The organism is Secundilactobacillus pentosiphilus, from assembly GCF_002217985.1.
GTDB classification, from domain to species: Bacteria; Bacillota; Bacilli; order Lactobacillales; family Lactobacillaceae; genus Secundilactobacillus; species Secundilactobacillus pentosiphilus.
On the sequence record NZ_BCMI01000009.1, the window covers coordinates 43148 to 68885 of the forward strand.

The following is a 25738-nucleotide window of genomic DNA, read 5'->3' on the forward strand; positions in this document are numbered from 1 at the left end:
TTTATATTTTTAATCATTTTATTTGATAAAGTATCATCACAATATTGTATAAGCACTGTTATATCAACAATCTTAATATAAAAATGAGTTCCCAATTGATTTTAATATTCTGATGACTCATTTAAAGAATATCTTTCTTAGATTCTACTGAGTATCACCCTGATACCCGCTACTAGACTTGCACATTAGTTTGGAATCGTCCAGCAAACCCAAAAATCGCTTAGTATAACAGTCATCATACTAAGCGATTTTAATTGTTTTTAGCGCCGCTGCCAGCGCTCAAAGACCAAACCATACGGGTTCTTATCGTCGGGTTCACGGGTGGTCGACTCAACGAGTTTAAACCGGCTATAATCGATTTCAGGCATATAGGTGTCAGCCTTAAAGGTGTGCAGCACCCGCGTTCGTAACAACGTATCAACGTATGGCAGCAAGCTTTTAAAGACGCTGGCTCCCCCGCTGACCATTACTGTTTCGTTAGGATGTGCCTGTTCGTAAGCCACCACTTCAGAAGCACTGTGTAAGACGGCAACGTTACTAGGATAATCAGTAGCCGTGCGCGTGGTCAAAACAATGTTCTTGCGATGCGGTAACGGCTTTTTGTAGCTCGCAAACGTCCGGCTGCCGGAAATTAGGGTATTGCCGATGGTATGCTGCTTAAAAAATGCCATGTCAGCTGGTAAATGCCACGGTAACTGGCCCTTATGGCCAATTGCGTGCTGCTGGTCTTCTGCCCAGATAAAGATCATGAGATCACTCCTATACTGCGACTGGGGCCTTAATAGCTGGTGCGGGATGGTAATTAGTCAAACTGATATCATCCATGTCATAATCAAAAATGCTGGATTTGTCAGGGTTCAAAACTAACTGTGGCGCTTCCGCTGGCGTTCTTGAAAGCTGCGTCTTCACCTGTTCAATATGGTTGCTGTAAATGTGCACATCACCAAAGGTATGAACAAAGTCGCCTGGTTTTAAGCCAACTTCCTTAGCAATCAAATTAGTCAGCAGCGCGTAACTGGCGATGTTGAAGGGAACACCCAAAAAGATGTCCGCAGACCGCTGATACAGCTGACAGCTGAGCTTGCCATCGTTAACGTAGAACTGAAACATGGTGTGGCAAGGCGGAATGGCCATGCCAGGCACGTCTTCTGGATTCCAGGCGGAGACGATCATACGCCGTGAATCAGGGTGAGTCCGCAGCGTCTCTAAAACGTTGCTGAGTTGGTCGATAGTTTCACCCTTACTGGTTTTCCAAGCCCGCCATTGGGCGCCGTAAACGTTGCCTAATGAGCCGTATTTAGCCGCAAAATCATCGTCTTCTACGATGCGTTTACAAAAGGCCTTCTTTTGTTCCTGATAAACTTTGTTGAAGTCCTCATCAACCAATGAACGGCGGCCAAAGTCAGTCATGTCTGGACCGTGATAGTCAGCGGATTCTACAAACTTCTTAAAGGCCCATTCATCCCAAATATGGTTATGGTGCTTTAACAAGAATTGAATGTTGGTGTCCCCGTGTAAGAACCAAAGCAGTTCGCTTTTGATTAAGCCAAAGGGCACCTTCTTAGTGGTTAGTAACGGGAATCCCTGACTCAGGTCAAAACGCATCTGGTAGCCAAACACGCTGATCGTGCCAGTCCCCGTTCGGTCGGACTTGCGGTGCCCGTTTTCCAAAACATAGCGCTCCATATTCAAATAAGCATCTTCAAGCATGAACAACCTCTCCTATTCCTTATTCAACGTACTGACTCAAATAATCCCACCGGGTCATTTTTTCGTCCAGCTTTTTGTCAGTGGCTTCAAAATCAGCTTGCAACGAAGCTAATTTATCATAATTATCGCCATTTTGGTTCATTTGTGACTGCAAATCGGCTTTTTTCTTCTCTAAGGCATCAATTTCGTCTTCGATACCGTCCCACTCCAGCTGCTCTTTGTAAGTAAGCTTTGTTTTTTTCTGTTTCTGAGGTGTTGCGGCAGCTGTTTTCGGTTTGGGAGCGGCTTTTTTGCTGCTGGCTTGCGTTTTCTTCTTTTGACTGGCTAGGTAGTCGGTAAATAACCCGCTGTACCGTTCAATTTTACCGTTGCCGTCAAAAATCAGCAGTTTGTCGGCCACCTTATCCAGGAAGTAACGGTCATGGGAGACGGTAATGACGGTACCGTTAAAATGATTAACGTAGTCTTCAAGCACCGTTAACGTCGAAATATCCAAGTCGTTTGTCGGTTCATCCAAGAAAAGGACGTTAGGCTGTTCCATTAACAGCTTTAACAGGTACAGCCGACGCTTTTCACCACCGGACAGTTTACGAATCAGCGTCCCGTGCATGAAACTTGGGAACAGGAATTCTTCCAGCAGTTCGGAAACGGAGATTGATTGACCGTTTTTATCGGTAACGTTATTCCCAACTTCACTGAGGTAGGTAATGATCCGCTTATCTTCTGGAATCGGCTCTGTCCGCTGCGTGTAGTAGGCCATTTTAACCGTTTCACCAACCGTAATGATACCGGAATCAAGCGGCAGCCGTTGTGCCATCACGTTTAAGAGCGACGATTTACCGGCCCCGTTTTCACCGGAGATCCCGATGCGGTCTCCCGCTTGCACCAGCAAGTTGAAGTCTTTCAAAATCAAGTGGTCATCCAGCTTTAAATTGGCATCCTTTAACTCGATAACTTGCTTACCTAGCCGTGACTGACCCAGATCAATGGAAACATCCTGTTCAACGGGCGTGCTGCCCAGGTTTTCTTTAATCTTATTAAAGCGGTTGATCCGCGCCTGCTGTTTAGTTGAACGGGCGTGAGCCCCCGCTTTCATCCAAGCCAGTTCCTGCTTGTAAAGCTGTTGCTGCTTATGGTCCGCATTAGCTTCTTGTTCAACCCGTTCAGCTTTTTGGCCAACGTAGTCTTGGTAATTGCCATCATAGTGAAACAGACGGCCAAAAGACAGTTCCCAAATATGGTTGACCACTTGATCCAAGAAGTAACGATCATGGGTAACCACCAGTAAGGCACCCTTATAATTAGCTAAATAGTTTTCCAGCCAGTCAATGGAGTCAAAATCCAAATGGTTAGTCGGTTCATCCAGCAGTAAGAGATCAGGCGCTTGAATTAAGACCTGTGCCAGACCAACCCGTTTACGCTGACCGCCAGACAAAGTACCGATTTGCTGGTTTAAGTCCGTAATGTGCAACTGCGTCAAAATGGTTTTAACGTCGCTTTCAGCATTCCAGGCATCAGCTTCATTCATCTGTGCTTCAGCATCCATGTACTGTTGCTGCTTTTTCTGATCTTCTGGATCTTCACTGTATGCAGCTAAGGTGTCCTCATAACGGCGAATAATTTTAAACACTTTTTGCGAGCCGGAAAAAATAGCATCCATAATCGTTTGCTGATCATTGAACTCCGGTTCTTGCTTTAAGTACGCAATGGAATATTCATTCGGCGTAATAATATCACCGGAATACTGGGCCAGCCCCGCTAACGTATTCAGCAGACTGGTTTTACCACTGCCGTTAGTACCGATTAAACCAATTCGATCATTTTCGTTAATAATGAAATCGACCTTATCAAACAGTGTCTTCTCACCGTATGTTCGGGTCAATCCTTCTGCTCTTAATGTTTGCATTTTGTCACGCTTTCTCGTTTAAATAGTTAATTGCTGCCTCAAGCAGCGTTTTATTTTGGTTATCTAACTGTCCTTCAACGACTTGCCGTTCAAGAAAATTCAGGGCTCGTCCCAGTTGCGGACCGGGTTTGATCCCCGCGGCCATCAGGTCCTGACCGGTAATGGCCAACGCCTTCTTGGAATGGATCTGTAAAGCACCGTACTGGTCTAATAAGGACGCCGTTTCGTACGATGACTGCCCTAACTTTTGAGCCACTTCATTGGCGATTGACAATAATTCATTGCCAGTTTGGTAAACTAGCCAAGCATCCACCGAATGCGTTGCAATCCCGTGAACTGCTTTAACGGCTACCTGAACGTCTTCAATCAGCTGATTTGCTGACTTCCAGTCCTTTAGCAGCTGATTGACCTGCTTGCTGGATAAGTTAAACGCCGCTGCTAATAACGTCCAGACCGCCGTTTCGTTACTCATACCGCTCTTTAACTCAGTTCGCAGCTGATTAAATTGTGCTTGATACGGCTTAAAGTCCGGACAATATTGGTATAATCCCGTCTCCATAAAAACGTCAAGCCCCATAGCTGGCCACTGGCCTAACAGCATTTTAACGAACTCAACGTGAATCCGCTCCACGGCAATTTTAGTCAGCAAACCACCGTGATGTTTAATGCCGACAACGGTCTCCGGGTCAATGACAAAATTTAGCTGGCTAGCAAACCGCACGGCACGCATCATACGCAATGCATCTTCATTAAAACGCTTTTCAGGGTCACCCACGGCCCGGATCCGGTGGGCTTTCAAATCCTTCAACCCATCAAAATAATCGATGATCGACCCGTCAGTTTTCAGTGCTAAGGCATTAATGGTAAAATCCCGGCGGTTGAGGTCTTCTTTTAGGGACCTGACGAACTTTACTGAATCCGGCCGGCGGTAATCCTGGTAACCAGACTCAGTTCTAAAGGTCGTCGTCTCATAGCCGGTACCGTGGTCCAAAATCATCACGGTTCCGTGCTCGATGCCGGTATCAACGGTACGCTTAAAGAGTGATTTGACCTCTTCCGGATAGGCACTAGTAGCGATATCAACATCGTGGATCGGTAACCCCAATAGGGTGTCACGGACCGAACCGCCAACGTAGTAAGCTTCATAACCAGCGGCTTCGATAGTATCGATGATTGGTTGTGCTTTTACAAATTCTTCCGGTAGTGTTTCAATTCTCATTTTGATCGACCCTTTTATCTGAGTTATGCTGCAACTTCTTTTTTCAGTCTACTCAAGTTTACCAGATATCCACCCCATAAACCAACTGCACTTCAAGCGAATATGCTATGATAATTGAGGAATATGACTTCGCGGAATGAAGAAAGTAATCTATTTAGGGGGAATCAGTTTGACTAATAACACGAATAACGTTGAGGAAAAAATCCGTTTGATTGATTTACTAATGATTGCCATTGGTTGTGCAGCCTACGCCTTTGCGCTGGTCACGTTTAACATTGCTAATCAGCTTGCTGAAGGCGGTATTACTGGTGTAACGCTGATTTTAAAGGGGTTATTTAACTTTAACCCGGCTTATTCAACCATTTTAATCAATATTCCCTTGATCTTGTTTGGCTATCGTCTTTTAGGTCGGCGCACGATTATTTACACGTTGTACGGGACCTTAATGCTGTCGGCGTTTTTATGGATTTGGCAGCGGGTTCCATTAAGTATTGATCTACATCATGATCTGTTTTTGGCTGCCATGGCGGCTGGGATTACCGGCGGTGCTGGCAGCGGATTACTGTACCGCTTTGGCGGCACCACTGGCGGAACGGATGTCATCGCCCGAATTTTCGAACGTTTCCGGGGCATTCCAATGGGTCAGACCCTTTTATGGTTGGACGTGTTAGTCCTGTTCATTTCTCTGATCTACATTGATATTCGCCATATGGCTTATACGCTGCTTTATTCCTACGTCTTCTCCCGCCTCGTCAACTTCATCCTCAGCGGGACGTACGCCGCTAAAGGCGTGCTGATTGTCAGTTCGAAGTCGCAGGAAATCGTGGATCAAGTCATGACTGTCCTGCAACGGGGTGTCAGCATCCTTCATGGTGAAGGTGGTTATTCTCATAAAGACCGCCCAATGCTCTATGTCGTTGTCAGTCCGAGTGAACTGCATGATCTGCAAATGATTGTCGGTGAACTTGATAAGAACGCCTTTATGACGATCTTTGACGTCAATGAAGCCATTGGCGAAGGCTTTACCTATGCCCGACCCAGTCACAATATTTTTAAACACGTTGGTTAGGGGCGTGTTTTTTGTTTTTATTTTATAAGTTAAAGTAACTTTTTATCTTTTACTTATCAAAAAAAGATCGTCTCTTCGACGACCTTCCGCACTTTAGAAATCATTTTCTTCTTCAGTTTCCAGCATGTCCGCCATTTCAGCGTCGTCTGGCACAACTTTGACGTAGGCTTTCAGGACCTTCATCATCTGGTCGCGCTCACCCATTTCACGGAAGAAGTACACTGCTGGCTTTAAAAAATCGGCCTGGTCCATAAAGTATGGTACTGCCGCTTGATAATACCGGTCGGCTTTTTCATACTGCTCCAATTGCGCGTAAGATACCGCTAAATTCCAGTATAGCTGCGGATCCAGGTTATCCTGCCCCACGTAGTCGGTCAAAAAGGCCACGTTATCCTGAAAACGGTGCTGTTTGACGTAAAGATTAGATAGTTTAATGACCATATCCAAATCTTCGGGGTCTAACGCATGCCCCTTCTTCAAGTACGTTTCCGTCAGCGACTCATTACCTACCCGAGCTGCAATATCGGCCGCGTATGACCAGAGTTTTTGATTGTACTGATCGACCCCCAGGCCTTCTTGCAAGGCCTTTAAAGCATCGTCTAACCGGTTTTCAGCGACGAGTGCTTGCCCGAGATAGGGATAGAGACTCGTATACTGCGGATCAGTCTCCTTTAATTCATTAAACAACTTAACTGCTGGCTGATAATCTTTCAGCTGCAAGTAGGTAAAAGCTGTCTCAAACTTCACGTCAGGGGTCATATCACCCGAATGGATCTGCTTTAAATAGCCGATTGCTTGTTCAAAACGCCCCGCATTGGCGTAAGCCACCCCAATGCGTTCTACTAAGTTGACGGCACTGAATTCAGGGATCCCCTGTTTGATCAGACCGAGGTACAGCGGAATTGCTTTTTTAAATTCCCGCATGACAAAGTAAAGCTCCGCTAGAGCAAATTGAATAGCTGGTTCATCTGGCGCCAGTTTAAGGGCTTCTAACAGCTTTTGTTCACTGACCTCAAACAGTTCTTGGGTCTGATACAAATCAGCTGCCACCATCAACGAGCGGACATAGGCCGGTGAATCCGGCGACACCTCGTTTAACAACGTCAACGCTTCATCGTTTTGATCATCATCGATCAAGATGTCAGCTAAGTTGACCCGCAAATCGTCTTCCTCGGGATAGCGTTTTAAGAGTTTTTCGTAAATTCGTTTTGACTGGTTTAAAAATCCCAGTGAATAAAGTTCTTCTGCCAAACTGTAAAGCGTATCGTCGTCATCATGACGCAACGCGCTCGCATAGGCTTTTTTAAATTGATCAAGTTGACCGCGTTCCAGCTGGTCAAGGGCTTGCTGTGAATAACTCATTTAGACCCTCCGTTTCGTTCATTCATGAGACTATATGTTATCACTTTAGGAATTGGCAAACAAGCATGGTGTTTGCCCCAGAACCCGTGCGTGCTTAATTAAAATCCGTTTTTGAACAACCAAAAAAAGCCAACCCTCATCGGATTGGCTCCACCGTCAATAATTAATTATTTAACAGCGTCCTTCAAAGCTTTACCAGGCTTGAATGCTGGTACTTTGCTTGCAGGAATTTGAATTTCGGCACCCGTTTGTGGGTTACGGCCCTTACGAGCTGCACGTTCGCGAACTTCGAAGTTACCAAAGCCGATTAATTGAACCTTTTCGCCCTTAGCCAAAGTTGCTTGAACTGAATCAAATACTGCATCTACTGCAGCAGTTGCATCCTTCTTAGTTAAGCCGGTTGCAGCTGCGACATCGTTAACAAGTTGTGCTTTATTTGCCATGAATGATTCGCCTCCTTGGATAATATATGATGAGTACAAAATCATCTCATCTAGCCGATCAACAAGTCAATCAGGCCACTGAAATAATAACGGCATTCCGTATCATTTCTGATTCCAAGATAGCACACAAAGCCTATCATAGCAAGGTTTTTTGCGGTTTATGACGAATAATTATGCCAAAAGACCGTTTTTTGACGTATAAGCCTGAAAAATGAGCGGAAATCAAGCCTAATCAGGGCTGAGCCTACTTTCGGTGGCGTTCGATCAAGTGGATCGGCGTCCCGGTAAAATCAAAGTGTTCACGAATCTGATTTTCGAGGTAACGTTCATACGAAAAATGCATCAGATCGGGATCGTTCACAAATAAGACGAAAGTTGGCGGCTGAATAGCGACTTGAGTTGCATAGTAAACCCGCAAACGACGACCATTATCGTTGGGCGTCGGGTTCATGGCAATCGCGTCCATGATCACTTCGTTCAGCGTAGAAGACTGAATCCGTTTAGCATGGTTGCCAGCAACCGTCTTAATCATTGCTGGCAGCTCGCTCAACCGTTGATGCGTCTTAGCCGACACGAAGACGATCGGCGCGTAGGCCAGATACTGGAATTCTTCCCTCACGTGAACTTCAAAGTCGTGGAGCGTTTGATTATTTTTCTTGAGGGTGTCCCACTTATTGACCACGATAATAATTCCCCGGCCAGCTTCGTGAGCGTACCCGGCAACCCGTTTGTCCTGTTCACGGATACCTTCTTCAGCGTTCAGCACGAATAACACCACATCTGAATTATCGATGGCTTTCATGGCACGCATCACACTATAGCGTTCCGTGTTTTCGTACACCTTACCGCGTTTACGGATTCCGGCGGTATCGACCATGGTAAACTCAGTTGAGTCCGCCACGAACTTCGTATCAATGGCATCACGGGTCGTCCCGGCAACTTCGGAGACGATCACCCGGTTTTCACCCAGCAAGGCGTTTACTAATGACGACTTACCCACGTTTGGCCGGCCAATAAGACTAAACCGAATACTGTCGTCGTCAACTTGACCACTCTTATCTGGAAAGGCTTTAATCACAGCATCCAGCAAGTCACCAAGTCCTAAACCATGGGCCCCTGAAATTGGGTAGGGATCACCAAAACCCAATGAATAAAAGTCATAGATGTCTTGCCGTAGTTCCGGATTATCAGCTTTGTTAACTGCCAGAACAACCGGCTTATCAGCGCGATAAAGGATCTTGGCGACCCTATCATCGGCATCGGTGATGCCTTCTTTGACACTAACGACAAAGACGATCACATCAGCCTCATCAATCGCCACCTCAGCTTGTTGCGTAATTTGTTTTAAGAATGGTTCGTCACCCATGTCGATCCCACCAGTATCGATCATGCTGAACGTGTTTCCAAGCCATTCGCCGTGAGCATATATTCGGTCACGGGTAACACCTGGCGTATCTTCGACGATGGAAATTCGATCACCAGCAATCCGGTTAAAAATGGTTGATTTGCCGACGTTTGGTCGTCCGACAATGGCAACTGTTGGCATACTCATACAACATCCCTCTTTTCTGTTCTAAATCATAACGGTTAAATCACAACAAAAATGTCATCTTGAAACTGGCATTCCGTTTCAAAATGACATTTTAATTAGTTTAATGAAAATTTCTGTTTTGAAACATTGATTTGATTACTCGTTATCTGAATCGTTGTCCTTTTGGGCATTCTTCAGTTGGTCACCAACCAAATCACCTAAGGTAAAGCCTTCATCATCGTCATCTGTTGACATTTGAGTAGGAGCAGCTTGCTTTCTTGGGGCACGTTGCTGCTTAGGTTGTTCATGGTTTTCGCTACCGGCAGGCTTTTCTTTCAAAGCTTTGATTGAAAGAGCCAAACGGTGAGCATCTGGGTGAACTTCCAAAACCTTGACCTTAACCTTTTCACCAGTTGATAAGACATCATTTGGTGTCGCAATGTGTTCGTGCGCAATTTGCGAAATATGAACTAGACCTTCAACACCTGGGAAGACTTCGACAAAGGCACCGAAACTGGTCAAACGCTTAACCGTTCCTTCAAGTACTGAGCCTTCAGGCGCCTTTTCTTCGATGCCATCCCATGGTTCTGGTAAAGTCTGCTTAATTGAAAGTGAAATCCGGTTACGGTCTGGATCAACTGATAAGACCTTCACCTTAACTTCTTGGCCAACCTTCAAAACATCGGAAGGCTTTTCAACACGTTCGTAAGCAATTTCAGAAACGTGAACTAAACCATCAACACCGCCAAGGTCAACGAAAGCACCAAAACTAGTCAAACGAGCAACCTTACCAGTTACTGTTTCACCGGCTTTAAGGGTACTCATGATTTCTTCACGCTTAGCAGCCTTTTCTTGTTCGAGCAGTGCACGGTGTGACAAGATCAAACGGTTTTCACTAGGTTCGATTTCAATAATCTTAAAGGTTAAAGTCTGACCCTTAAATTGATTCAAATCTTCAACGAAGTGATCACTGATCATTGAAGCAGGTACGAAACCACGAACCCCTGCATCAACAACTAAGCCGCCCTTAACCACTTGGGTAACGGGTGCTTCAATCGTTTCGCCAGCTTCGTACTTCTTTTGAATTTCGTCCCAAACCTTACGTGCTTCAAGACGACGAACAGATAGCAAGTAACTGCCGCCTTCCTTATCGTTACCGATCTTTGAGATAACAACTAAATCAAGTTTGTCACCAACCTTGATGACGTCATTGATATCAGAAACTGGTTTGGTTGAAAGTTCCTTTTGTGGTACCACACCTTCAATACCGGTGCCCTCGATACCAACGATAGCTTGTTTGTCATCGTCAATGGCTAAAATTTCACCCTTAACGACGTCACCAACTTTCACCGTTTCAATGCTATTTAAAGCATTTAATAAATCGTTGTTCTCATTGTTATTGTTTTCACTCATACGAACTTTTCCTCCTTGCGACAACTCTACTTTATATTTTATCCGAAAATCACCAATAATACCAGTAGCACGACGAACTTTTATGCGAATTCTTTTTGTTTTTTAGTAATTATGTCACTAATCTTGTCAACTACCTGGTCAATTGACAGGGAAGTCGTGTCTAAACGAACGGCATCTGCTGCTTGTGTTAATGGTGAAATTGCCCGAGTTGAGTCCTTGTGATCCCGGATTTGAATTTCATTCCGCAGCTCATCAATCGGGGTATGAATCCCCTTTTCGGCATTATCTTTGAAACGTCGCTGTGCCCGTTCCTCAACACTGGCAACTAAAAAGATTTTAACTTCGGCTTTTGGTAAAACCGACGTCCCAATATCCCGGCCGTCCATCACAATACCGCCGGCCTCGGCAATCTTTCTTTGACGCTCGGTCAAGTCCTTACGAACCGTTCCCTGAGCCGCTACCGTCGAAACGTTATTCGTCACGTCTGGCTGGCGAATCGCCCCGGTAACTTCTTGACCATCAAGAAAAACTAATTGTTCGGGATTTCCTGGTTTAAACTCAATTTTGGTTGTTTTCAGCATTTCCGCTAATGCGGCCGCGTCATCCAAGGCCACGTTTTGCTGCATGGCCTTTAAAGTGACGGTTCGATACATTGCACCCGTATCGCAGTAAATGTAACGAAAACGGTGCGCTATTTTCTTAGCCACCGTACTTTTTCCAGCCGATGCTGGCCCATCAATTGCAACCTGTAACTCTTTTTTTGACATTTTGTCCACCTGTATCAACTTATTTGACGCGTATTTTTTGTCCTGGGTGTAGCGTCTGGTTCCCAGAGATACCATTGAGCTGTTTCAGCTTTTCAACGGAGATCCCGTTATTCACAGCCACCCGATAAATACCTTGGCCCTGGCCAACAGTCGCGTACTTTGCACCGCCCGCCGAACTGGCAGAATGGTGTGAAGCGGCCGGCTTGGCTGGTTTCGTGGTCGTAGTCGATTGCTTGGGAGCAGTCGATTCAGTAGGTTGCTGCGTCTGCGAAGCTGAAGTGTCAACTGAGTTCGCCGCCGTATCGTGGCTGGTCTTTGAACTTGACTCAGCGGACGACTTTTTGTCAGAGACTGACGAAGCTGCCTTCTTGGATGCAGATTTGGCAGCTTTTTTACGGTGTGTTTGACTGACAGCACTAGTCTGTTCACTGGAAACACTCATTGAGTTATCAGGTTTATTCATCGCACTCTGCCGCGCTAGGCCGTAAATTAAAGCCCCCACTGCAATCAGAATAATAATAGCAACTAAAATAATTGTGATCAATCGGTTGTTGTGACTTTGCCGGTGACGTTTAGTCCGCGACAAATTCCCCTGTTCATCCCGGTCGTCCCCAAACGACTGGTCCCAAGGTTTGGTTTCAGATGATTGATCGTCTTTTTTTGGATCCATCGTGTTACCTCCTCAAAAACTTTCATTACGAATTGTACCATAGCTGGCGCTTGATTGGGAATTTTTTTAAGTTGTGCCGGACGCTTGGCCGGCATCATTAAACAGCTGCAGCAAAATTGATTGCCACGCCGTCGCTTCTAACTCCTTTTGTTCACCAGCTGGTTCGCTTTTGGCAGCCAGCAAGCCGAGTTCACTTAGATTGAATCCCGGTTCGTCAATGCTGCAGCAGTGCTTAGGCGCTTTTGATCCACTTGGAAATTGGTCAAAATACCGTTGAATATACTGCCGTTTACAACCTGACGTACGCACGTAAGAAAGCATCTTTTGCAACGCACTAAGCCGCTGCTGACGGCGCTTGGCAAAACTAGCTTGAACCTGTTCTTCACGGTAGCGGTGCTGCTTGTAAAACCAAATCAAATTGGCCTTCACATCCCCCGCCACTTGGGGGGCATCCTGCTGGAAATAATAGTGAATTTCGTTTTCCTGCGGCACGGTGGCCTCGCTTAAAAACCGGGCAATCTGCTCATCACCAGGCTGATAGAGCAGAATAGCCACACTTTGCTCACCGTCTCGACCAGCCCGGCCAATTTCCTGCCAATAAGCTTCAACGTCACTGGGCAAATGGTAGTGGATCACAAAGCGGACGTTATCCTTATCGATTCCCATCCCAAAAGCACTGGTAGCACAAATCACGTCTAACTGATTTTGCATGAACTGCTGCTGAACCTTAAAGCGGGTTTCTGGATCCAGATCAGCGTGGTAAGCAGCCACTCGACTGGCGGTTTTCGCATTCAGCAGCGCCGCCATTTCGTTAGCTTTCTTTTTGCTGGAAAAATAAATGACTCCCGGCTTTTTTAGGCCTGCTACCAGCTCAACCAGCCGATCATCCTTATCGGCCCGCGTTTGAAAGGACTCAACGTCTAAAAAGATGTTTGGTCGATCCACTGGCTGAATAATTTCTACCGCCTGTGGCAGCTGTAGCTTTTGCTTAACGTCTGCTCGCACTTGCGGGGTTGCCGTAGCAGTCGTCATCAGGGTCAGCGGATCATTAAGCTGGTGGCGGATCTGCCCCAATAACAGGTACTCCGGACGAAAATCCGGGCCCCACGTGGAAATACAGTGGGCTTCATCGACCACTAAAAGCCCCACTTTTGCTGTTTGAAAGGCCGCAAGAACCTGGTCTTGACTCAGCATTTCCGGTGAAACAAACAAAAAACGGTACTGCCCCAAATGCCGTAAGACCCAGTTTTTTTCGGCATAAGTCATCAGCGACGTTAACGCTGCTGCCCGCTTTTCGCCCTGGACATTTAACGTCGTTACTTGATCAGCCATCAATGAAATCAGTGGCGAAACGATCAGTACGAGCTGAGAAGTCACCGCCCCGTATAATTCGTAAATCAGCGTTTTACCCGCTCCGGTAGGTAATACGGCCAGTGTGTGATGACCCGCCGCTAACTGTTTAAGAGCTTCCAATTGTCCCGGACGAAAGCGGGTAAAACCAAACCGTTGTTCAAGGACCTGGTAAAGTTGTTCAGTGCTGATCATCAGTTTGTTTACTCCTTAAAATTTCTATCAGTCGAAACTGCCAAAATTCAATTGACAGATCGCCGACTTGTTTAAACTGCCATTCATCCAGCGGCGTATCAACAAAACGGCGCTGAACTTCGGTAACGAGTTTAAGCGGCAAAACCCGTTGAAAATCAAACTGCTCTTTGGGCAGCATAATGGCTGCTTCTAATAAGTGCTCTCGCACGGTACTGAGTTTCAGTGCCCTTTTCCGGCTAATCACCGTAAGGGAGTCACCGGCCATAAAGCTGGTTAGCGTTTGCTGGGCGCTGGTACTGATCAGTGACCGTTTCAATCCCGTCAGCAGCGAGTTAACGCTGGCAAGCTGCGTCTGGGAGACGGCTCTTGCCAGCTGACAAACCAAATCGGTTGCCATCACCCCGGCTTCGGCTTCACTTAGCCCAAAGTCACGGGCAACTTGTAACCGTGTTTCCCCCGGACGCTGATGACCAACCAGTAACCGGCTCATAAAGGCCGCCTGAGAATCGGGTAATTGCCTGAAAAAGTGCTGCCAAAAGCTGTAAAACTGACTTGATAGATCAGCCTCATGAAACCGGCTGAACCAGCGTTTCACCGACTGCTTAACCTGCCAGGAAACTTGCAGCGGGTAGTAGTGATAGTTTTGATAGCTCTGTTCAGAGACCACCTGCGTGGCCAGCAAAAACCGTTGCCAAAAAGTCTCAATATCAACCACTAAGCGAAGATTCAAACACCGGGGCTGATAACGATTTTGCATCAGTTTCTGCCGGGCAGCACCCCCCTGATCCGTCAGTTGTGCATTGGTTTGCACTAGGTTCACCCAGCCCTTAGCTGTCAGTTCGGTCACCGCCTGATCCATGACTTCACGGGTCAGTTTCTTCTCGTAGCCTAACCAGGATAACTGCTGATACCGCATTCCCCAGTAAAGTGTGGAGACGGTTCGTTTACCCACTAAAATATTTTCGATGACGCGCAGGCGTCTTGGCGCTGTTGGTGATAAAAAAGTCATTAACTGCATTGCATCCATCGTCGATCTGCCCCCGCTTAATAGTCTGCATCCATTCTCCCACACTGCAATTTTACTGTCTAGTACCACAAAAAGGACGGCACTGGGCCGTCCAAACGATCACTATTTATAAATCACATTTTAAGGCTAACTTAGAGCAGGTCTGACTGCTGGCGTAAAAAGGCTTTCATTCTGTCAGCCACCACCACAAAGACTGCCCCTACCAAAACGCCCTTGATCAAGTTAAACGGAATTACCCCGAATAAGAGCAGCTTAGACAGTGGTATGGTGATCTTCATGTGCAGTACCGCCATATAAACCGGGATCAGTACCGACACGTTCAGCAGGGCCATAATCACAGACAGGCTCACCGTTCCAGCAATAACCGCTAAAATTAACCGCGTCACTGTCTTGTACTTACGGGCGTACTTCAACACGTAATAGATTGGCAGCATGAAACTAACAGAGGCGACAAAACTCGCTGCGACCCCGATAAAATTAGCAATATCCACCCCGGTCATCACCCAGTAAAGCAGGCCTTTAATGGCAGCAATTAAAATACCGCCTAAGGGGCCAAACATGATCATGCCTAAAAGGATTGGAATATCAGAAAAATCAACTTTCATATACGATACAAACGGCAAAATTGGAAACGAAATAAAGTACAGTAAAAACGAAATCCCGGCAAATAATGACATAATAACAACTTGGCGAATGTTAAATGGTTGACTGTGTTCCATAAGATATACCCTCCAAAACTGGTCATCTTCAAATGAAAACGCAAACAAAAAACCAAATCAATTTTCTTCAGAGGAAAATCAATTCGGTTTCACAATCATTTGTGTTAACCCAATCTTCTTTATACCAGACTTTACTGTCGGTTTCGGAATCTCACCGAATCAACTACCCCAAAGAGTAGGTCGCGGACTGTTACCGCCGGTCGGGAATTACACCCTGCCCTGAAGATGAACCACATTATTTAATTTACCACAATTGTACGGTGTCAACTTTAAAAATGCAAGCTATTTGTCTAGGTGTGCCACACGCTTAAGTTCTTTGACTTCTTCAGGATTCAGCTCACGAAATTCGCCGGGTAAAACGCCCTTCAGTGTTAAAAACGCATAGGTTTCACGTTTCAGTTTCATCACGGGGTGTCCGATCGCCTGCAGCATCTTTTTGACCTGATGGTTCTTGCCTTCGTGAATCGTTAAGGAAACGATAGCTGTTTGCCGCTTTTCATCACTGGAAAGCAATTTAGACTTAGCCGGTGACGTCAGCTTCCCGTCAATTCTGACCCCTTGCCGCAAGTGCTTCAGCTCTTCGTTAGTCGGAATTCCCTCAACCTTAGCGACATAGGTCTTCTCCACTTCATACTTCGGGTGAGTCAGCTGATTAGCCAGCTCTCCATCGTTAGTCAGCAACAGTAAGCCCGTAGTATCGTAATCAAGGCGCCCCACGGGGTAGACCCGTTCTTTGATCTCATCATCCAGTAAATCAATCACGGTTTTACGGTGCTTATCATCATGCACTGTCGAAACCACTTGCCGGGGCTTATCCATTAAGAGGTAGATCGGCATTTCGGTTTGAATGGGCATTTCGTCCACCGTCACGTGATCATGCTTACTGACCTTAGTGCCTAATTCAGTGACCTTTTTACCGTTAACCTTGACGTGACCAGTTGTGATCAATTTTTCTGAACTGCGCCGTGAAGCAACACCGGCGTGTGCCATAACTTTTTGCAATCGTTCCATGTAATTATTTATCCTCCGAGTTTATCTGTTGGTTGAACCGTTTCAAAAATAAATCATCATTTTGTTCGTCATCTGCTGTCGTTTGGGCTTCAGGCAGCGGCGGCAGATCTGCCAATTGCTTGAGCCCAAAATAGTCCATAAAATAATCCGTCGTTTTATAAAGTTTCGGCCGTCCCGGTCCCTTTTTTCGGCCTGATTCAGTAATCAGTTGCCGTAGTAATAGCTTGTTTAGTGTACCAGAGCTTTGCACCCCGCGGATTTCATCAATTTCCACTCGGGTAATCGGTTGATTATACGCAATAATAGCTAAAACTTCTAGTGATGCCTGCGACAGGCCGGTGGAACTGGGGGCTTCAAAGTACTGGCTGACAATACCGGCTAACCCTTCCTTGGTCGCCAGTCGAACCGTATCATTGGCCTTCAAAATGACCAATGCCGAGTCCGGATCACTGGCATACTTTTGGTTTAACTTAGATAACGACTGATTAACTGCCGGTACCATTGAATCGGTCAAATTAGCTAATTCCTGCACCGTCAGGCCGGATTCGCCGCTGACAAACAGCAGCGCTTCTAATTGCTGTATCTTACTCATTTTTCTTCTCCCAATTTTGCCGGTTTAACGGTAATCGGCAGCACTCGGCTGGGCTGATCCACTGCGATTTCGTGCTGCTTGGTCATTTCCAATAAGGCCAAGAAAGTGGTGACCAATTCTTCCTTGTTGGGCTTTTGATCAAACAGCTGGCCAAATGACACCGCTACCCGTACTTTGCTGAGCTTGAAGCGCAGCGTGTGAATCTGCCCCTTCACCGTATACTGCTCGTCTTGAATCAGGCGCATCGGCAGTTCCGGCTGGCGCTGACGCGAAGTCAGTTCTGCCAGAACTTGCTGCAGATTGCTGATGGTCAATCCCGGCGCCAGCTTACCTAATTTAACGTCTGCTGGTACGGCCATTTCGGGTCGGGTGTAAAACTTTTGCCGGGCAGCGGCCTGCTGTTTAAACCAGCCAGCAGCCTGCTTATAGCGCTGATACTTCACCAGCCGGTTGACTAGGTCGTCTTGCATTTCTGCCAAACTCGGTTCGTCATCCTCTTCTTTTTCGGGTGTTTCGTCTGCTGGCAGTAAGAGTTTTGCCTTCATCTTCATCAACGTGGCAGCCATAACAAAGTAGTCGCCAGCCACGTCAAGCTGATGGTCCTGCATTTGTCGCAAGGCAGTCATGTACTGATCAGTGATCGCCACAATGGGAATGTCATAAATATCAATCGACGATGATTTGATCAAGTGCAGCAGCAGGTCTAAAGGACCCTCAAAATTTTGCACGTGAATCAAAACCGGCTGATCACTCATGGCTAGCCTCCCATTTAGCAACAATGTGAGTTGTTTCCAGTGTGCCCATAATGCGCTGTTTTGGATACATATCCTGTAATTCATTTAAGATCATGTTGGTATTATCAACCGTTCGAACTGCTGGTGTTAAAGCAATCAAGCGGATCACCACGAAATGGGGACGCAGTTCAACGCCCACGATTCCGGAGAAGTCTTGATTAACGTCTTTCCATAACAGCAGCTGCCTGGCATCACTATTTTGATACCACTGCAGTTCTGCTTGCAAACGGTCGATCTTTTTTAGTGCGGGCGCAAAAGAGAGCAACCCCATTGCCACTTTTTCATAATCATTACGATATTTAAGTAACAAATTGATCCCTCCCGTAAGGTTACGCTCTTGGATGAGCTTTACGATAAACTTCTGTTAAGTGTTTCTTTGAAATATGGGTATAAATCTGCGTGGTAGAAATATCAGAGTGTCCCAACAGTTCCTGTACGATCCGCAGATCAGCCCCGTTTTCCAAAATGTGGGTGGCAAATGAATGACGCAGCGTATGGGGTGTCACGTGCTTGCGAATCCCAGCCACACTGACATAGCGCTGAATCTTTTGCCAAATACTCTGGCGGCTCAAACCGCTGCCGTGAGCGTTTAAGAATAAATAGGGCGACGTCCGCTGCTTCAACAGTAGCGGACGGCTTTGATTCAAATAGCGATTAATCCAGTCAATGGCGACGTCGCCAATGGGAATGATGCGTTCCTTATTACCCTTACCGATGGTTTGAATCAGCCCCATCTCCAGGTGCAGCTCACCCATTTTAAGGTGCACGAGTTCACTGACCCGCAAACCGGTGGCATACATCACTTCTAAAATGGCCCGGTCGCGGATCCCGTACTTATCAGTGGTGTCAGGGGCAGCTAGCAGTGCATCAACTTCCGCTACCGTGAGAACCTGCGGCAACGGTCGGCTTTTTTTCGGTGCCTTGATTTCCGCCATAGGATCTACGGTCAGCTGCTCGTTTTGCACTAAGTACTGGAAAAAATGGCGCAGCGTAGACACCATACGGGTAACACTATTCCGCGCTTTACCACTAGTCTGCTGCTGCTTTAAAAAATTAAGGATCGTCAGCTGGTCTACCTGGGTTAGTTCAGTCACCTTTTGCAGACCCAAAAACCGGCGAAATTCTTTGAGGTCCAGGCGGTACGAATTAATGGTATTGGCTGCTAGGCCACGTTCAATTCGTAAATCATGCAGAAAATCTTCAATCTGCTCGTCCATTTTGATCACGTCCCGCTTCGGTCAGCCACAGGTAGCCGTCATGTTCCTCAGCAAACCGCTGTTTCATTAAGTGACCCACGGCCCGCTTGAACTGCCCCTTGCTGATACCAAAGTAATCTTTGATATCGGCAGGATCGCTTTTATCAGTAAACGCAACTTTACCCTCTGGGGCATGTTGTAACGTCGCCAAAAGCATTAACGCATCGTCTGGAATGGCTTCGTAAGCCCGTGGCCGCAACGATAGTTTTAACGTGCCGTCAGGAAATTGACTGATGACTCGGGCCTTTAGCTGCTGTCCTAAACGGGGTTCTTGATCCCGTTCTTCCGGTGGGATGAAACCTAAATTAAAGTCGCTGGTCAACACCATGGTACCGGTCAGTTTTAACCGGTAAGCAGTCGCTACCACGTCCTTATTCGTCAGCTTTTTGGCCACTGGCTGGGCAATCACGCGGTAGAGCGCCTCGTCACCAAGGTCGCCCCACATCCGGCCCTTTTTATCCAGCGTGATCGACAGCATTAAGCGGTCGCCGCGTTGTGGCCAAAGACCAGCAATTTCCGGCAAATTATCCAGTGAGACCACAATGTCTTTATTTGGCAGGCCAATATTGACAAAGACCCCTAACCCATGCTGAACGCGAACCACTTCGCCAAAACCGTAATGGTCAACTTGAACCTTCGGCGCATCACGTGTGATCTGCAGCTGATGCTGTTCATTTTCATAGGCAAAGCCTTTAAAATGACTGCCCAGTTTCAAGGGTTTGATGATCTCCGCTTTATCCAGCCGAAAGGTCAGCCCATTAGTTTGGACAAAATATTGCTTATCATTTTCATCAGTTACTTCGCCGCTGATTATTCGGCCGAGTAACTGCGTTAATTCATTATTCATTTTAGTATCCCCGTTCGTTCTCTAATCTTACACATCTTTTGACATTATCGCACATATTGACCGGCGGTGGTAGTTTATTCTCAGTCGATAGTGTTATCAGCACTTAGTTCAGCGTGTCCTAACGGTAACCATTAGACAATAAAAAAGCCTAACCCGTAGGCTAGACTTTTCAATTTCAGCTTATTCAGTTGATTAAAGTGCGTTTGAAGCACCGTGGTAAACAACACCGCGACGTGAGTCAACAGTGATCAATTCACCATCAGAAATCTTTTCTGAGGCACCTTCAGCGCCAACGATAACTGGAATCCCCATTGAGATACCAACTACGGCTGCGTGTGAAGTTAAGCCGCCGTTTTCAACGATAACGGCGCTGGCTTTTTCGATAGCTGGCAAGTAATCCTTGTCAGTGTTCTTAGCAACCAAAATGCTGCCTTCAGTTGTCTTGCTGTTAGCTTCTTCAGCATTGTTTGCTAAAACAGCTTTACCAATGACAGTGTCATCACCGACACCTTGGCCGCGAACTAACTTTGAACCGATCAATTGAACCTTCATCAGGTTAGTCGTACCGCGTTCGCCAACGGGAACACCGGCAGTGATCAAGACCAAGTCGCCTTCCTTAGCTAAGCCGGTTTCAACAGCTTTAGCAGCTGCTAAATCAAACATTGCATCGGTGTTAGCTGGCTTTTCGGCGACGATTGGGTAAACGCCCCAGTTAACCATCAAGCCACGACGAGTACGGTCATCAAAGGTAATGGCCAAGATGTTTGCATCTGGACGGTACTTGCTGATCATACGAGCAGTGTAGCCTGATTCAGTAGCAGCAACAATGGTCTTAACACCCAAGCTCTTAGCAACACGGGCAACTGAAGCACCAATTGATTCAGTCACGTCAGCGTTAGCTAAGCTCATGTGGTCAGTACCAAAGTCCTTCAAAGCATTTTCAGCCTTGAGGTCGATCCGGTTCATGGTTGCAACGGATTCTACTGGGTATTCACCGTTAGCACTTTCACCAGAAAGCATGGTTGCATCAGTACCATCAAAGACGGCGTTAGCAACATCAGATGCTTCGGCACGAGTAGGACGTGGGTTTTCTTGCATTGAATCCAACATTTGAGTAGCCGTAATCACTGGCTTGCCCAAGATGTTGCACTTACGGATCAAGTGCTTTTGTACCAACGGTACGTTTTCAGTTGGAATTTCAACACCCATGTCACCACGAGCAACCATCAAACCATCGGATACCTTGATGATATCGTCGAAGTTGTTGATACCTTCTTGTGATTCGATCTTAGGGAAGATTTGAACGTGTTCCATGTGCTTTTCTTCCAATAACTCACGAATGTCCATAACGTCTTGTGGCTTCCGAACAAATGAAGCGGCAATAAAGTTAATTTCGTGATCCAAACCGAAGCGGATATCAGAAGAATCCTTTTCGGTGATCCCAGGCAAGTTGATTGAAACGCCAGGTGCGTTAACACCTTTACGTGAACCAAGCACACCATCGTTTTGCATGGTACCAACTAATTCTTTGTTAGCATCGTCTTTTTGATCGATAACCATGTCAAGCAGACCATCATCGAATAAGACGTGACCGCCAACACTAACATCATTGAATAAGCCAGGATATGTGACCGCGATCTTATCCTTAACACCTTCTAAGGAATCGTCCATTGAAATCCGCAGTTTGTCACCAGTGTGATACTGGATCTTACCATCCTTTTGAACAGTTGTCCGGATTTCAGCACCCTTGGTATCAAGCATGATACCAACCGTCTTGCCAGTAATCTTTTCAGCTTCGTGGACCTTGTTTAAACGGTCTAAATGTTCTTCATGGTCACCATGAGAAAAGTTGAACCGGAAAATGTTTGCGCCGGCCTCAATAAGCTTTACGATTGTGTCAACATCGGTACTAGCTGGACCAAGTGTACTTACGATCTTGGTTTTCTTCATAAGAAAAATCTCTCCTTTGAGTTTAAGACTGATCCGCTCATTCAACCATCTTGTGATGGCTATCACAATTGAAACAGTCCAATTTGGAATCCGTCTGTTATTTTAGCACTTTTCAATTTTATTGTCTGCGGTGTTTTTCTAAAAACTCGACATTTCCGTCATAAAAGCGTTTTCATGCCCTTTATTTAAATCAATTTAATCTCAGCAACGACTATTTGACCTGTAACACTACGTTATGGTCACCCAAAATTTGCTCTAATGGTGCCACCAATTGCTCACTGGCTGGCAACCAATATTGCTGGTTTAAAATCCGCTTGCTGTCATCAGCAACCCGGTAAACAATGACCGGTGTTTGGCCCTGATTTTGCTTTAAAAACGCCGTTAACTGATTCATGATCGCCGGTTCATCCGTTGCTGGCGTTACCCGCAAGAACCAGCGGGCCCCCTGCAACTCTTTTGCCTTAGAAGGTTTTGAGTGGGAGTCTTTTACCGTCGAGGCTTGGGTCACCGCCTCCGCTACGACCTGCAGACTGCCCCGGTTAGCCTCCGTTTTGCCGGTCACTAAGATCACCTGCTCCTTTGCCAGCCAAGTAGCGATCTGCCGGTAAGTCTTGGGAAACACCGTAATGCTGATTTCACCCGTTAAATCACTGGCCGTCAAGAAGGCCATTTGATCACCGCGTTTGGTTCGAATGGTCCGAATCCGTGTAACGTATACCACTAGTGTCACGTGCTGGTCCACGCTCACGTCACCGATTGAAACAGCGCCACGTTGCTGGGCCAAATCAGCGTACTGCTCCACGGGATGGCCCGACAGGTAGGCCCCCAAGTATTCATTTTCCTTCTCCAGCCGTTCGTTCAAGCTAAAATCCGGCTGATGGTTGATCTTGGGCGCTAGGGCTGCAAACAAGTCCACACTGTTGCCGCTAAGTTCCACGCTGCTTAAAAATTCTGGCAGGCTGGCAATCAGTTCAGCTCGGTTATAACCAAAATCATCGAAGGCGCCAGAGTAGATCAACCCCTCAATTAAATCTTCCTTCAGCCATTTTGGATCCAGCCGCAGCAGGAATTGATGCAGCGACTTAAATTGGCCATTGGTCCGCCGTTCGGTAATGATACTTTGCAGCAGATCACGGCGCATGCCTTTGATAGAAGCCAAGCCGAAACGGATTTGATTGTGCTCTAGCCGGAAATAAGCGCCGCTATAGTTAATGTTAGGCGGCAAAATTTTAACTTGATGCCGCTTAGCCTCCATCAGGTACAGTTTGGTCTTAGCACTGTTATTCAACACCGAATTCAGCAGCGCCGTAAAGAAGGCCGCTGGGTAGTGGGCTTTCAGATAGGCTAATTCAAAAGCCATTTTACTGTAAGCCACCGCGTGAGACCGGTTAAAACCGTAGTTAGCAAACCGGTCAATGTAGTCGAAGGTTGCTTCGGCCACTTTCACCGCGTGCCCCTTAGCTACCGCACCATCCGTAAACCGTTTCCGCATGGCTTCCATCGTGGCTTTTTTCTTCTTGCTCATGGCCCGCCGCAATAAATCGGCTTGTCCTAAGGTGAAGCCGGCCATGGTGGAAGCCACCTGCATCACCTGTTCTTGATAAACGATAATGCCATAGGTAGGCGCCAAGATTTCTTTTAGCGAATCATCGGGATACGTCACTGGTTCCTGTCCCAGTCGGCGTTTAATAAAGTGGTCAATATTTTCCATTGGCCCCGGCCGGTAGAGTGCATTAACGGCAGCCACCAGCTCAAAAGTATCGGGATGCAAACGCCTCAAAACGTTTTTGATCCCGCTGGATTCAAATTGGAAAACACCGTTAGTGTCACCCCGCTGAAAAAGTTTTAGGGTGTCCGGATCATTCAAATCAATTTGACTAATGTTTAAATCATGCCTGGTTTGGACCTTCACGTACTTCAAGGCTGCTGCTAATAGGCTCAAATTTCGCAGTCCCAGGAAGTCCATTTTCAGCAGGCCCACCTGTTCAACGTAATCCTTGGTATATTGCGTCATCAGCATGGTTTCGGAACCGTTTTGTACCGGCACAATGTCAGTCAGCGGTTTATCACTCAACACGACCCCAGCCGCATGAGTGGAATAGTGCCGCGGCAGCCCCTCTAGTTTCGAGGCCGTTTCAAACAGCAGTTTATTCGTCGGTGAGTCCGCCACCATGTTTTGCAGGGGCTGTGACTGCTCATAGGCTTCTTTCAGGGAAATATGCAGCACACTGGGAATCGTTTTGCTCCATTCACTGAGTTCGTATGGCCGCAAGCCGAAGACCCGACCAACGTCACGAATGGCCTGTTTGGTTGCTAACGTCCCAAAGGTAATAATTTGACCCACCCGTTGGTGACCGTACTTCTGGTGGACGTATTCCAGTACTTCTTCCCGGCGGTTATCCGGAATATCCAGGTCAATATCGGGCATTTGCGCCCGTTCTTCGTTCAAGAAACGTTCAAAAAGCAAATGGTACTGTAACGGGTCAACATCCGTTATCCCCAGCACATAGGCAACCAGGGAACCGGCCGCTGAACCACGGCCCGGACCGGTAGTGATGTTGGCGCGTTTGGTAAACTGCATGACGTCCCAAACAATCAGAAAATAGTCGTTAAAACCCATCCGGTCGATAACATCCAGCTCGTGAGCCAACCGTTCCTGATAGGGCTTGGCAGCCGTGATCTGATTCTCCTGCAGCCGCTTGGTGAGTCCCGCTTGGCACTGTGCCAATAAATAAGTCTTAGCCGTTTGCTGGTCAGGCGTCTGGAACTTGGGCAGCTGAGGGTGCTGAAACTTTAATTGAACTCGGCAAGCTTTTGCCACCGTAGCCGTTAACTGAGCCGCTGCTTTTAACCCTAATTCGTCATAAAGACTATCAAACTCGGCAGCCGGCCGTAACCAGTACTGACCGGTCTTCTTCTGTGCCTCGGCTAAGTTACTGATGGTGGTACCATCCTTGATGGCGTTCAGTACCCCCACCGCAAACCGGTCGTCTGCGTCCAAATAGCGCACTTCTGGTAAGGCAACAACTTGCACTCGTGCTTCGGCAGCCAGCTTGGTAAGCAGCTGCCGCACCGCAGCCGACTGCGTGGGGGCGATCCCAATCAGCAAACTGTTATCGTCCACTGGCTGACTCAACCGTGCCAGCAGCTGGTTAACGTTTGCCTGTTCACCCTGGTCCAGCCAATATTGCAGCTCGCTTTGGCTGGGTAAAATGACGACGAGGTCACTGAACCACTGCTTCACCTGAGCCACCGTCACCGGTTCACGGTCCGGTCGAGTTTGCAGAAACGACGAAATCGCCATCAAATGCTGATAACCGGTTTGATTTTTTGCCAGTAAAACCATTGGAAAAGTTTGTTCGGTCGCAAAAATACCGGCTAAATCAGCGGTTAGCCCAATGACTGGCTGGACGTGATACTTCTGACAGGTTTGGTAAAATTCAACCGTGCCGTACATGACGTTACGGTCCGTTAGTGCCAGCGCCTGATAACCCCGCTGTACGGCTGTTTTTACCAGTTCGTCCAACTGGTTGGTACTCTGCAGCAGACTGTAACTGCTAATGACTTGTAGTGGAACAAACGCCATGATCAATCGGCTTCCTTTCTCGTAAAACTTCCGGCTTCCATTATAACAGAGTGACTCATTTTAAGACTTTCATTTTAGCTCACAATATGCTAAAATTTCTTTGATTGCGAGGTGTCTACAATGAAAGCATTAGAAGCAAACTTGGTTGTTATCTTTTGGGCAATCATTTTTGGTGAAGTTATCGGCTACATTGGCGGTCAACTAGAAGTTATGACTTATATGCCTATGCAGATTGGGGTAGTTGCAACCATCGCTGCCTTGATTTTCACCAACGGCGTTAAATTAGTTTCAAACTCGGACGTAAAGGCGCAAAAATAATAA

23 protein-coding genes and 1 riboswitch are annotated in these 25738 nt (G+C 46.7%); of the genes, 2 read left to right on the top strand and 21 right to left on the bottom strand.

All coding sequences use genetic code 11. The features are described from left to right. Window positions 1-260: 260 nt before the first annotated feature. The 4 genes from CES81_RS05960 to CES81_RS05975 are packed head-to-tail and all read right to left on the bottom strand — an operon-like array spanning window position 261 to window position 4835. Window positions 261-749 carry a dihydrofolate reductase gene (locus CES81_RS05960; RefSeq protein ID WP_089121060.1) on the bottom strand — a complete coding sequence of 163 codons (489 nt, stop codon included), beginning with the start codon at window positions 747-749 and terminating at the stop codon, window positions 261-263. 10 nt (window positions 750-759) lie between these two features. Continuing rightward, complete coding sequence (locus tag CES81_RS05965; protein ID WP_089121061.1) at window positions 760-1710, bottom strand: thymidylate synthase; 951 nt, start codon at window positions 1708-1710, stop codon at window positions 760-762. Between the two features lie 19 nt (window positions 1711-1729). Next, window positions 1730-3616, bottom strand: a complete 1887-nt coding sequence (locus CES81_RS05970) for an ABC-F family ATP-binding cassette domain-containing protein (RefSeq protein WP_089121062.1) — start codon at window positions 3614-3616, stop codon at window positions 1730-1732. A gap of 4 nt (window positions 3617-3620) precedes the next feature. Next, on the bottom strand, window positions 3621-4835 hold the full coding sequence (locus tag CES81_RS05975; RefSeq protein WP_089121063.1) for a CCA tRNA nucleotidyltransferase: 1215 nt from the start codon (window positions 4833-4835) through the stop codon (window positions 3621-3623). A gap of 169 nt (window positions 4836-5004) precedes the next feature. Between CES81_RS05975 and CES81_RS05980 the strand changes: the two genes are divergently transcribed. Then, a complete protein-coding gene (locus tag CES81_RS05980) occupies window positions 5005-5904 on the top strand; it encodes a YitT family protein (protein ID WP_439951279.1) in 900 nt (299 codons plus the stop codon). A 93-nt stretch (window positions 5905-5997) separates the two neighbouring features. Here the strand turns inward: CES81_RS05980 and CES81_RS05985 are convergent, their stop codons facing one another. The 17 genes from CES81_RS05985 to dnaE all read right to left on the bottom strand — a co-directional run bounded on the left by CES81_RS05985 (window position 5998) and on the right by dnaE (window position 25417). Further along, the gene (locus CES81_RS05985) at window positions 5998-7266 is read right to left on the bottom strand and encodes a tetratricopeptide repeat protein (protein WP_089121064.1); all 1269 of its coding nucleotides are present in this window, start codon (window positions 7264-7266) and stop codon (window positions 5998-6000) included. Window positions 7267-7433: 167 nt separating this feature from the next. Further along, window positions 7434-7709 carry a non-specific DNA-binding protein Hbs gene (gene hbs / locus CES81_RS05990; protein WP_054655222.1) on the bottom strand — a complete coding sequence of 92 codons (276 nt, stop codon included), beginning with the start codon at window positions 7707-7709 and terminating at the stop codon, window positions 7434-7436. Between the two features lie 244 nt (window positions 7710-7953). Next, a complete protein-coding gene (gene der, locus CES81_RS05995) occupies window positions 7954-9261 on the bottom strand; it encodes a ribosome biogenesis GTPase Der (protein WP_089087879.1) in 1308 nt (435 codons plus the stop codon). 135 nt (window positions 9262-9396) lie between these two features. After that, window positions 9397-10653: a 30S ribosomal protein S1 gene (gene rpsA, locus CES81_RS06000; protein WP_089087880.1), complete on the bottom strand. Its 1257-nt coding sequence runs from the start codon at window positions 10651-10653 to the stop codon at window positions 9397-9399. Window positions 10654-10733: 80 nt separating this feature from the next. Further along, entirely contained in the window at window positions 10734-11420 is a 687-nt protein-coding gene (cmk, locus tag CES81_RS06005) for a (d)CMP kinase (RefSeq protein WP_089121065.1), read from the bottom strand. Between the two features lie 19 nt (window positions 11421-11439). Next, on the bottom strand, window positions 11440-12090 hold the full coding sequence (locus CES81_RS06010; RefSeq protein WP_089121066.1) for a LysM peptidoglycan-binding domain-containing protein: 651 nt from the start codon (window positions 12088-12090) through the stop codon (window positions 11440-11442). A 66-nt stretch (window positions 12091-12156) separates the two neighbouring features. After that, window positions 12157-13635 carry a RecQ family ATP-dependent DNA helicase gene (locus CES81_RS06015; RefSeq protein WP_225356356.1) on the bottom strand — a complete coding sequence of 493 codons (1479 nt, stop codon included), beginning with the start codon at window positions 13633-13635 and terminating at the stop codon, window positions 12157-12159. Next, window positions 13622-14662: a helix-turn-helix domain-containing protein gene (locus CES81_RS06020; RefSeq protein ID WP_089121067.1), complete on the bottom strand. Its 1041-nt coding sequence runs from the start codon at window positions 14660-14662 to the stop codon at window positions 13622-13624. The genes CES81_RS06015 and CES81_RS06020 overlap by 14 nt, the downstream gene beginning before the upstream one ends. A 131-nt stretch (window positions 14663-14793) precedes the next feature. Further along, window positions 14794-15381, bottom strand: a complete 588-nt coding sequence (locus tag CES81_RS06025; RefSeq protein ID WP_089121068.1) for an ECF transporter S component — start codon at window positions 15379-15381, stop codon at window positions 14794-14796. Between the two features lie 108 nt (window positions 15382-15489). After that, a riboswitch (FMN riboswitch) is annotated at window positions 15490-15612 on the bottom strand. A gap of 51 nt (window positions 15613-15663) precedes the next feature. After that, window positions 15664-16392 (bottom strand): pseudouridine synthase, encoded by a 729-nt coding sequence (locus CES81_RS06030; RefSeq protein WP_089087885.1) that lies wholly within the window; start codon window positions 16390-16392, stop codon window positions 15664-15666. A 4-nt stretch (window positions 16393-16396) separates the two neighbouring features. Beyond that, window positions 16397-16984, bottom strand: coding sequence for an SMC-Scp complex subunit ScpB (gene scpB, locus CES81_RS06035; protein WP_089087886.1), 588 nt, complete (start codon window positions 16982-16984; stop codon window positions 16397-16399). Further along, window positions 16981-17739, bottom strand: coding sequence for a segregation and condensation protein A (locus CES81_RS06040; protein ID WP_179211589.1), 759 nt, complete (start codon window positions 17737-17739; stop codon window positions 16981-16983). Before CES81_RS06040 ends, scpB begins: the two co-directional genes overlap by 4 nt. Continuing rightward, entirely contained in the window at window positions 17732-18088 is a 357-nt protein-coding gene (locus CES81_RS06045) for an N-acetyltransferase (RefSeq protein WP_089121070.1), read from the bottom strand. The genes CES81_RS06040 and CES81_RS06045 overlap by 8 nt, the downstream gene beginning before the upstream one ends. Before the next feature lie 19 nt (window positions 18089-18107). Next, a complete protein-coding gene (xerD, locus tag CES81_RS06050; protein ID WP_089121071.1) occupies window positions 18108-18995 on the bottom strand; it encodes a site-specific tyrosine recombinase XerD in 888 nt (295 codons plus the stop codon). Next, entirely contained in the window at window positions 18979-19881 is a 903-nt protein-coding gene (locus CES81_RS06055; RefSeq protein ID WP_089121072.1) for a CvfB family protein, read from the bottom strand. Before CES81_RS06055 ends, xerD begins: the two co-directional genes overlap by 17 nt. A 192-nt stretch (window positions 19882-20073) precedes the next feature. Then, window positions 20074-21831 (bottom strand): pyruvate kinase, encoded by a 1758-nt coding sequence (pyk, locus tag CES81_RS06060; protein WP_089087891.1) that lies wholly within the window; start codon window positions 21829-21831, stop codon window positions 20074-20076. Between the two features lie 211 nt (window positions 21832-22042). Then, on the bottom strand, window positions 22043-25417 hold the full coding sequence (gene dnaE, locus CES81_RS06065; RefSeq protein ID WP_089121073.1) for a DNA polymerase III subunit alpha: 3375 nt from the start codon (window positions 25415-25417) through the stop codon (window positions 22043-22045). Window positions 25418-25537: 120 nt separating this feature from the next. On the opposite strand from dnaE, the gene CES81_RS06070 reads away from it, so the two are divergent. Continuing rightward, window positions 25538-25735, top strand: coding sequence for a YjzD family protein (locus CES81_RS06070; RefSeq protein WP_089087893.1), 198 nt, complete (start codon window positions 25538-25540; stop codon window positions 25733-25735). The last annotated feature ends 3 nt before the right edge of the window (window positions 25736-25738 follow it).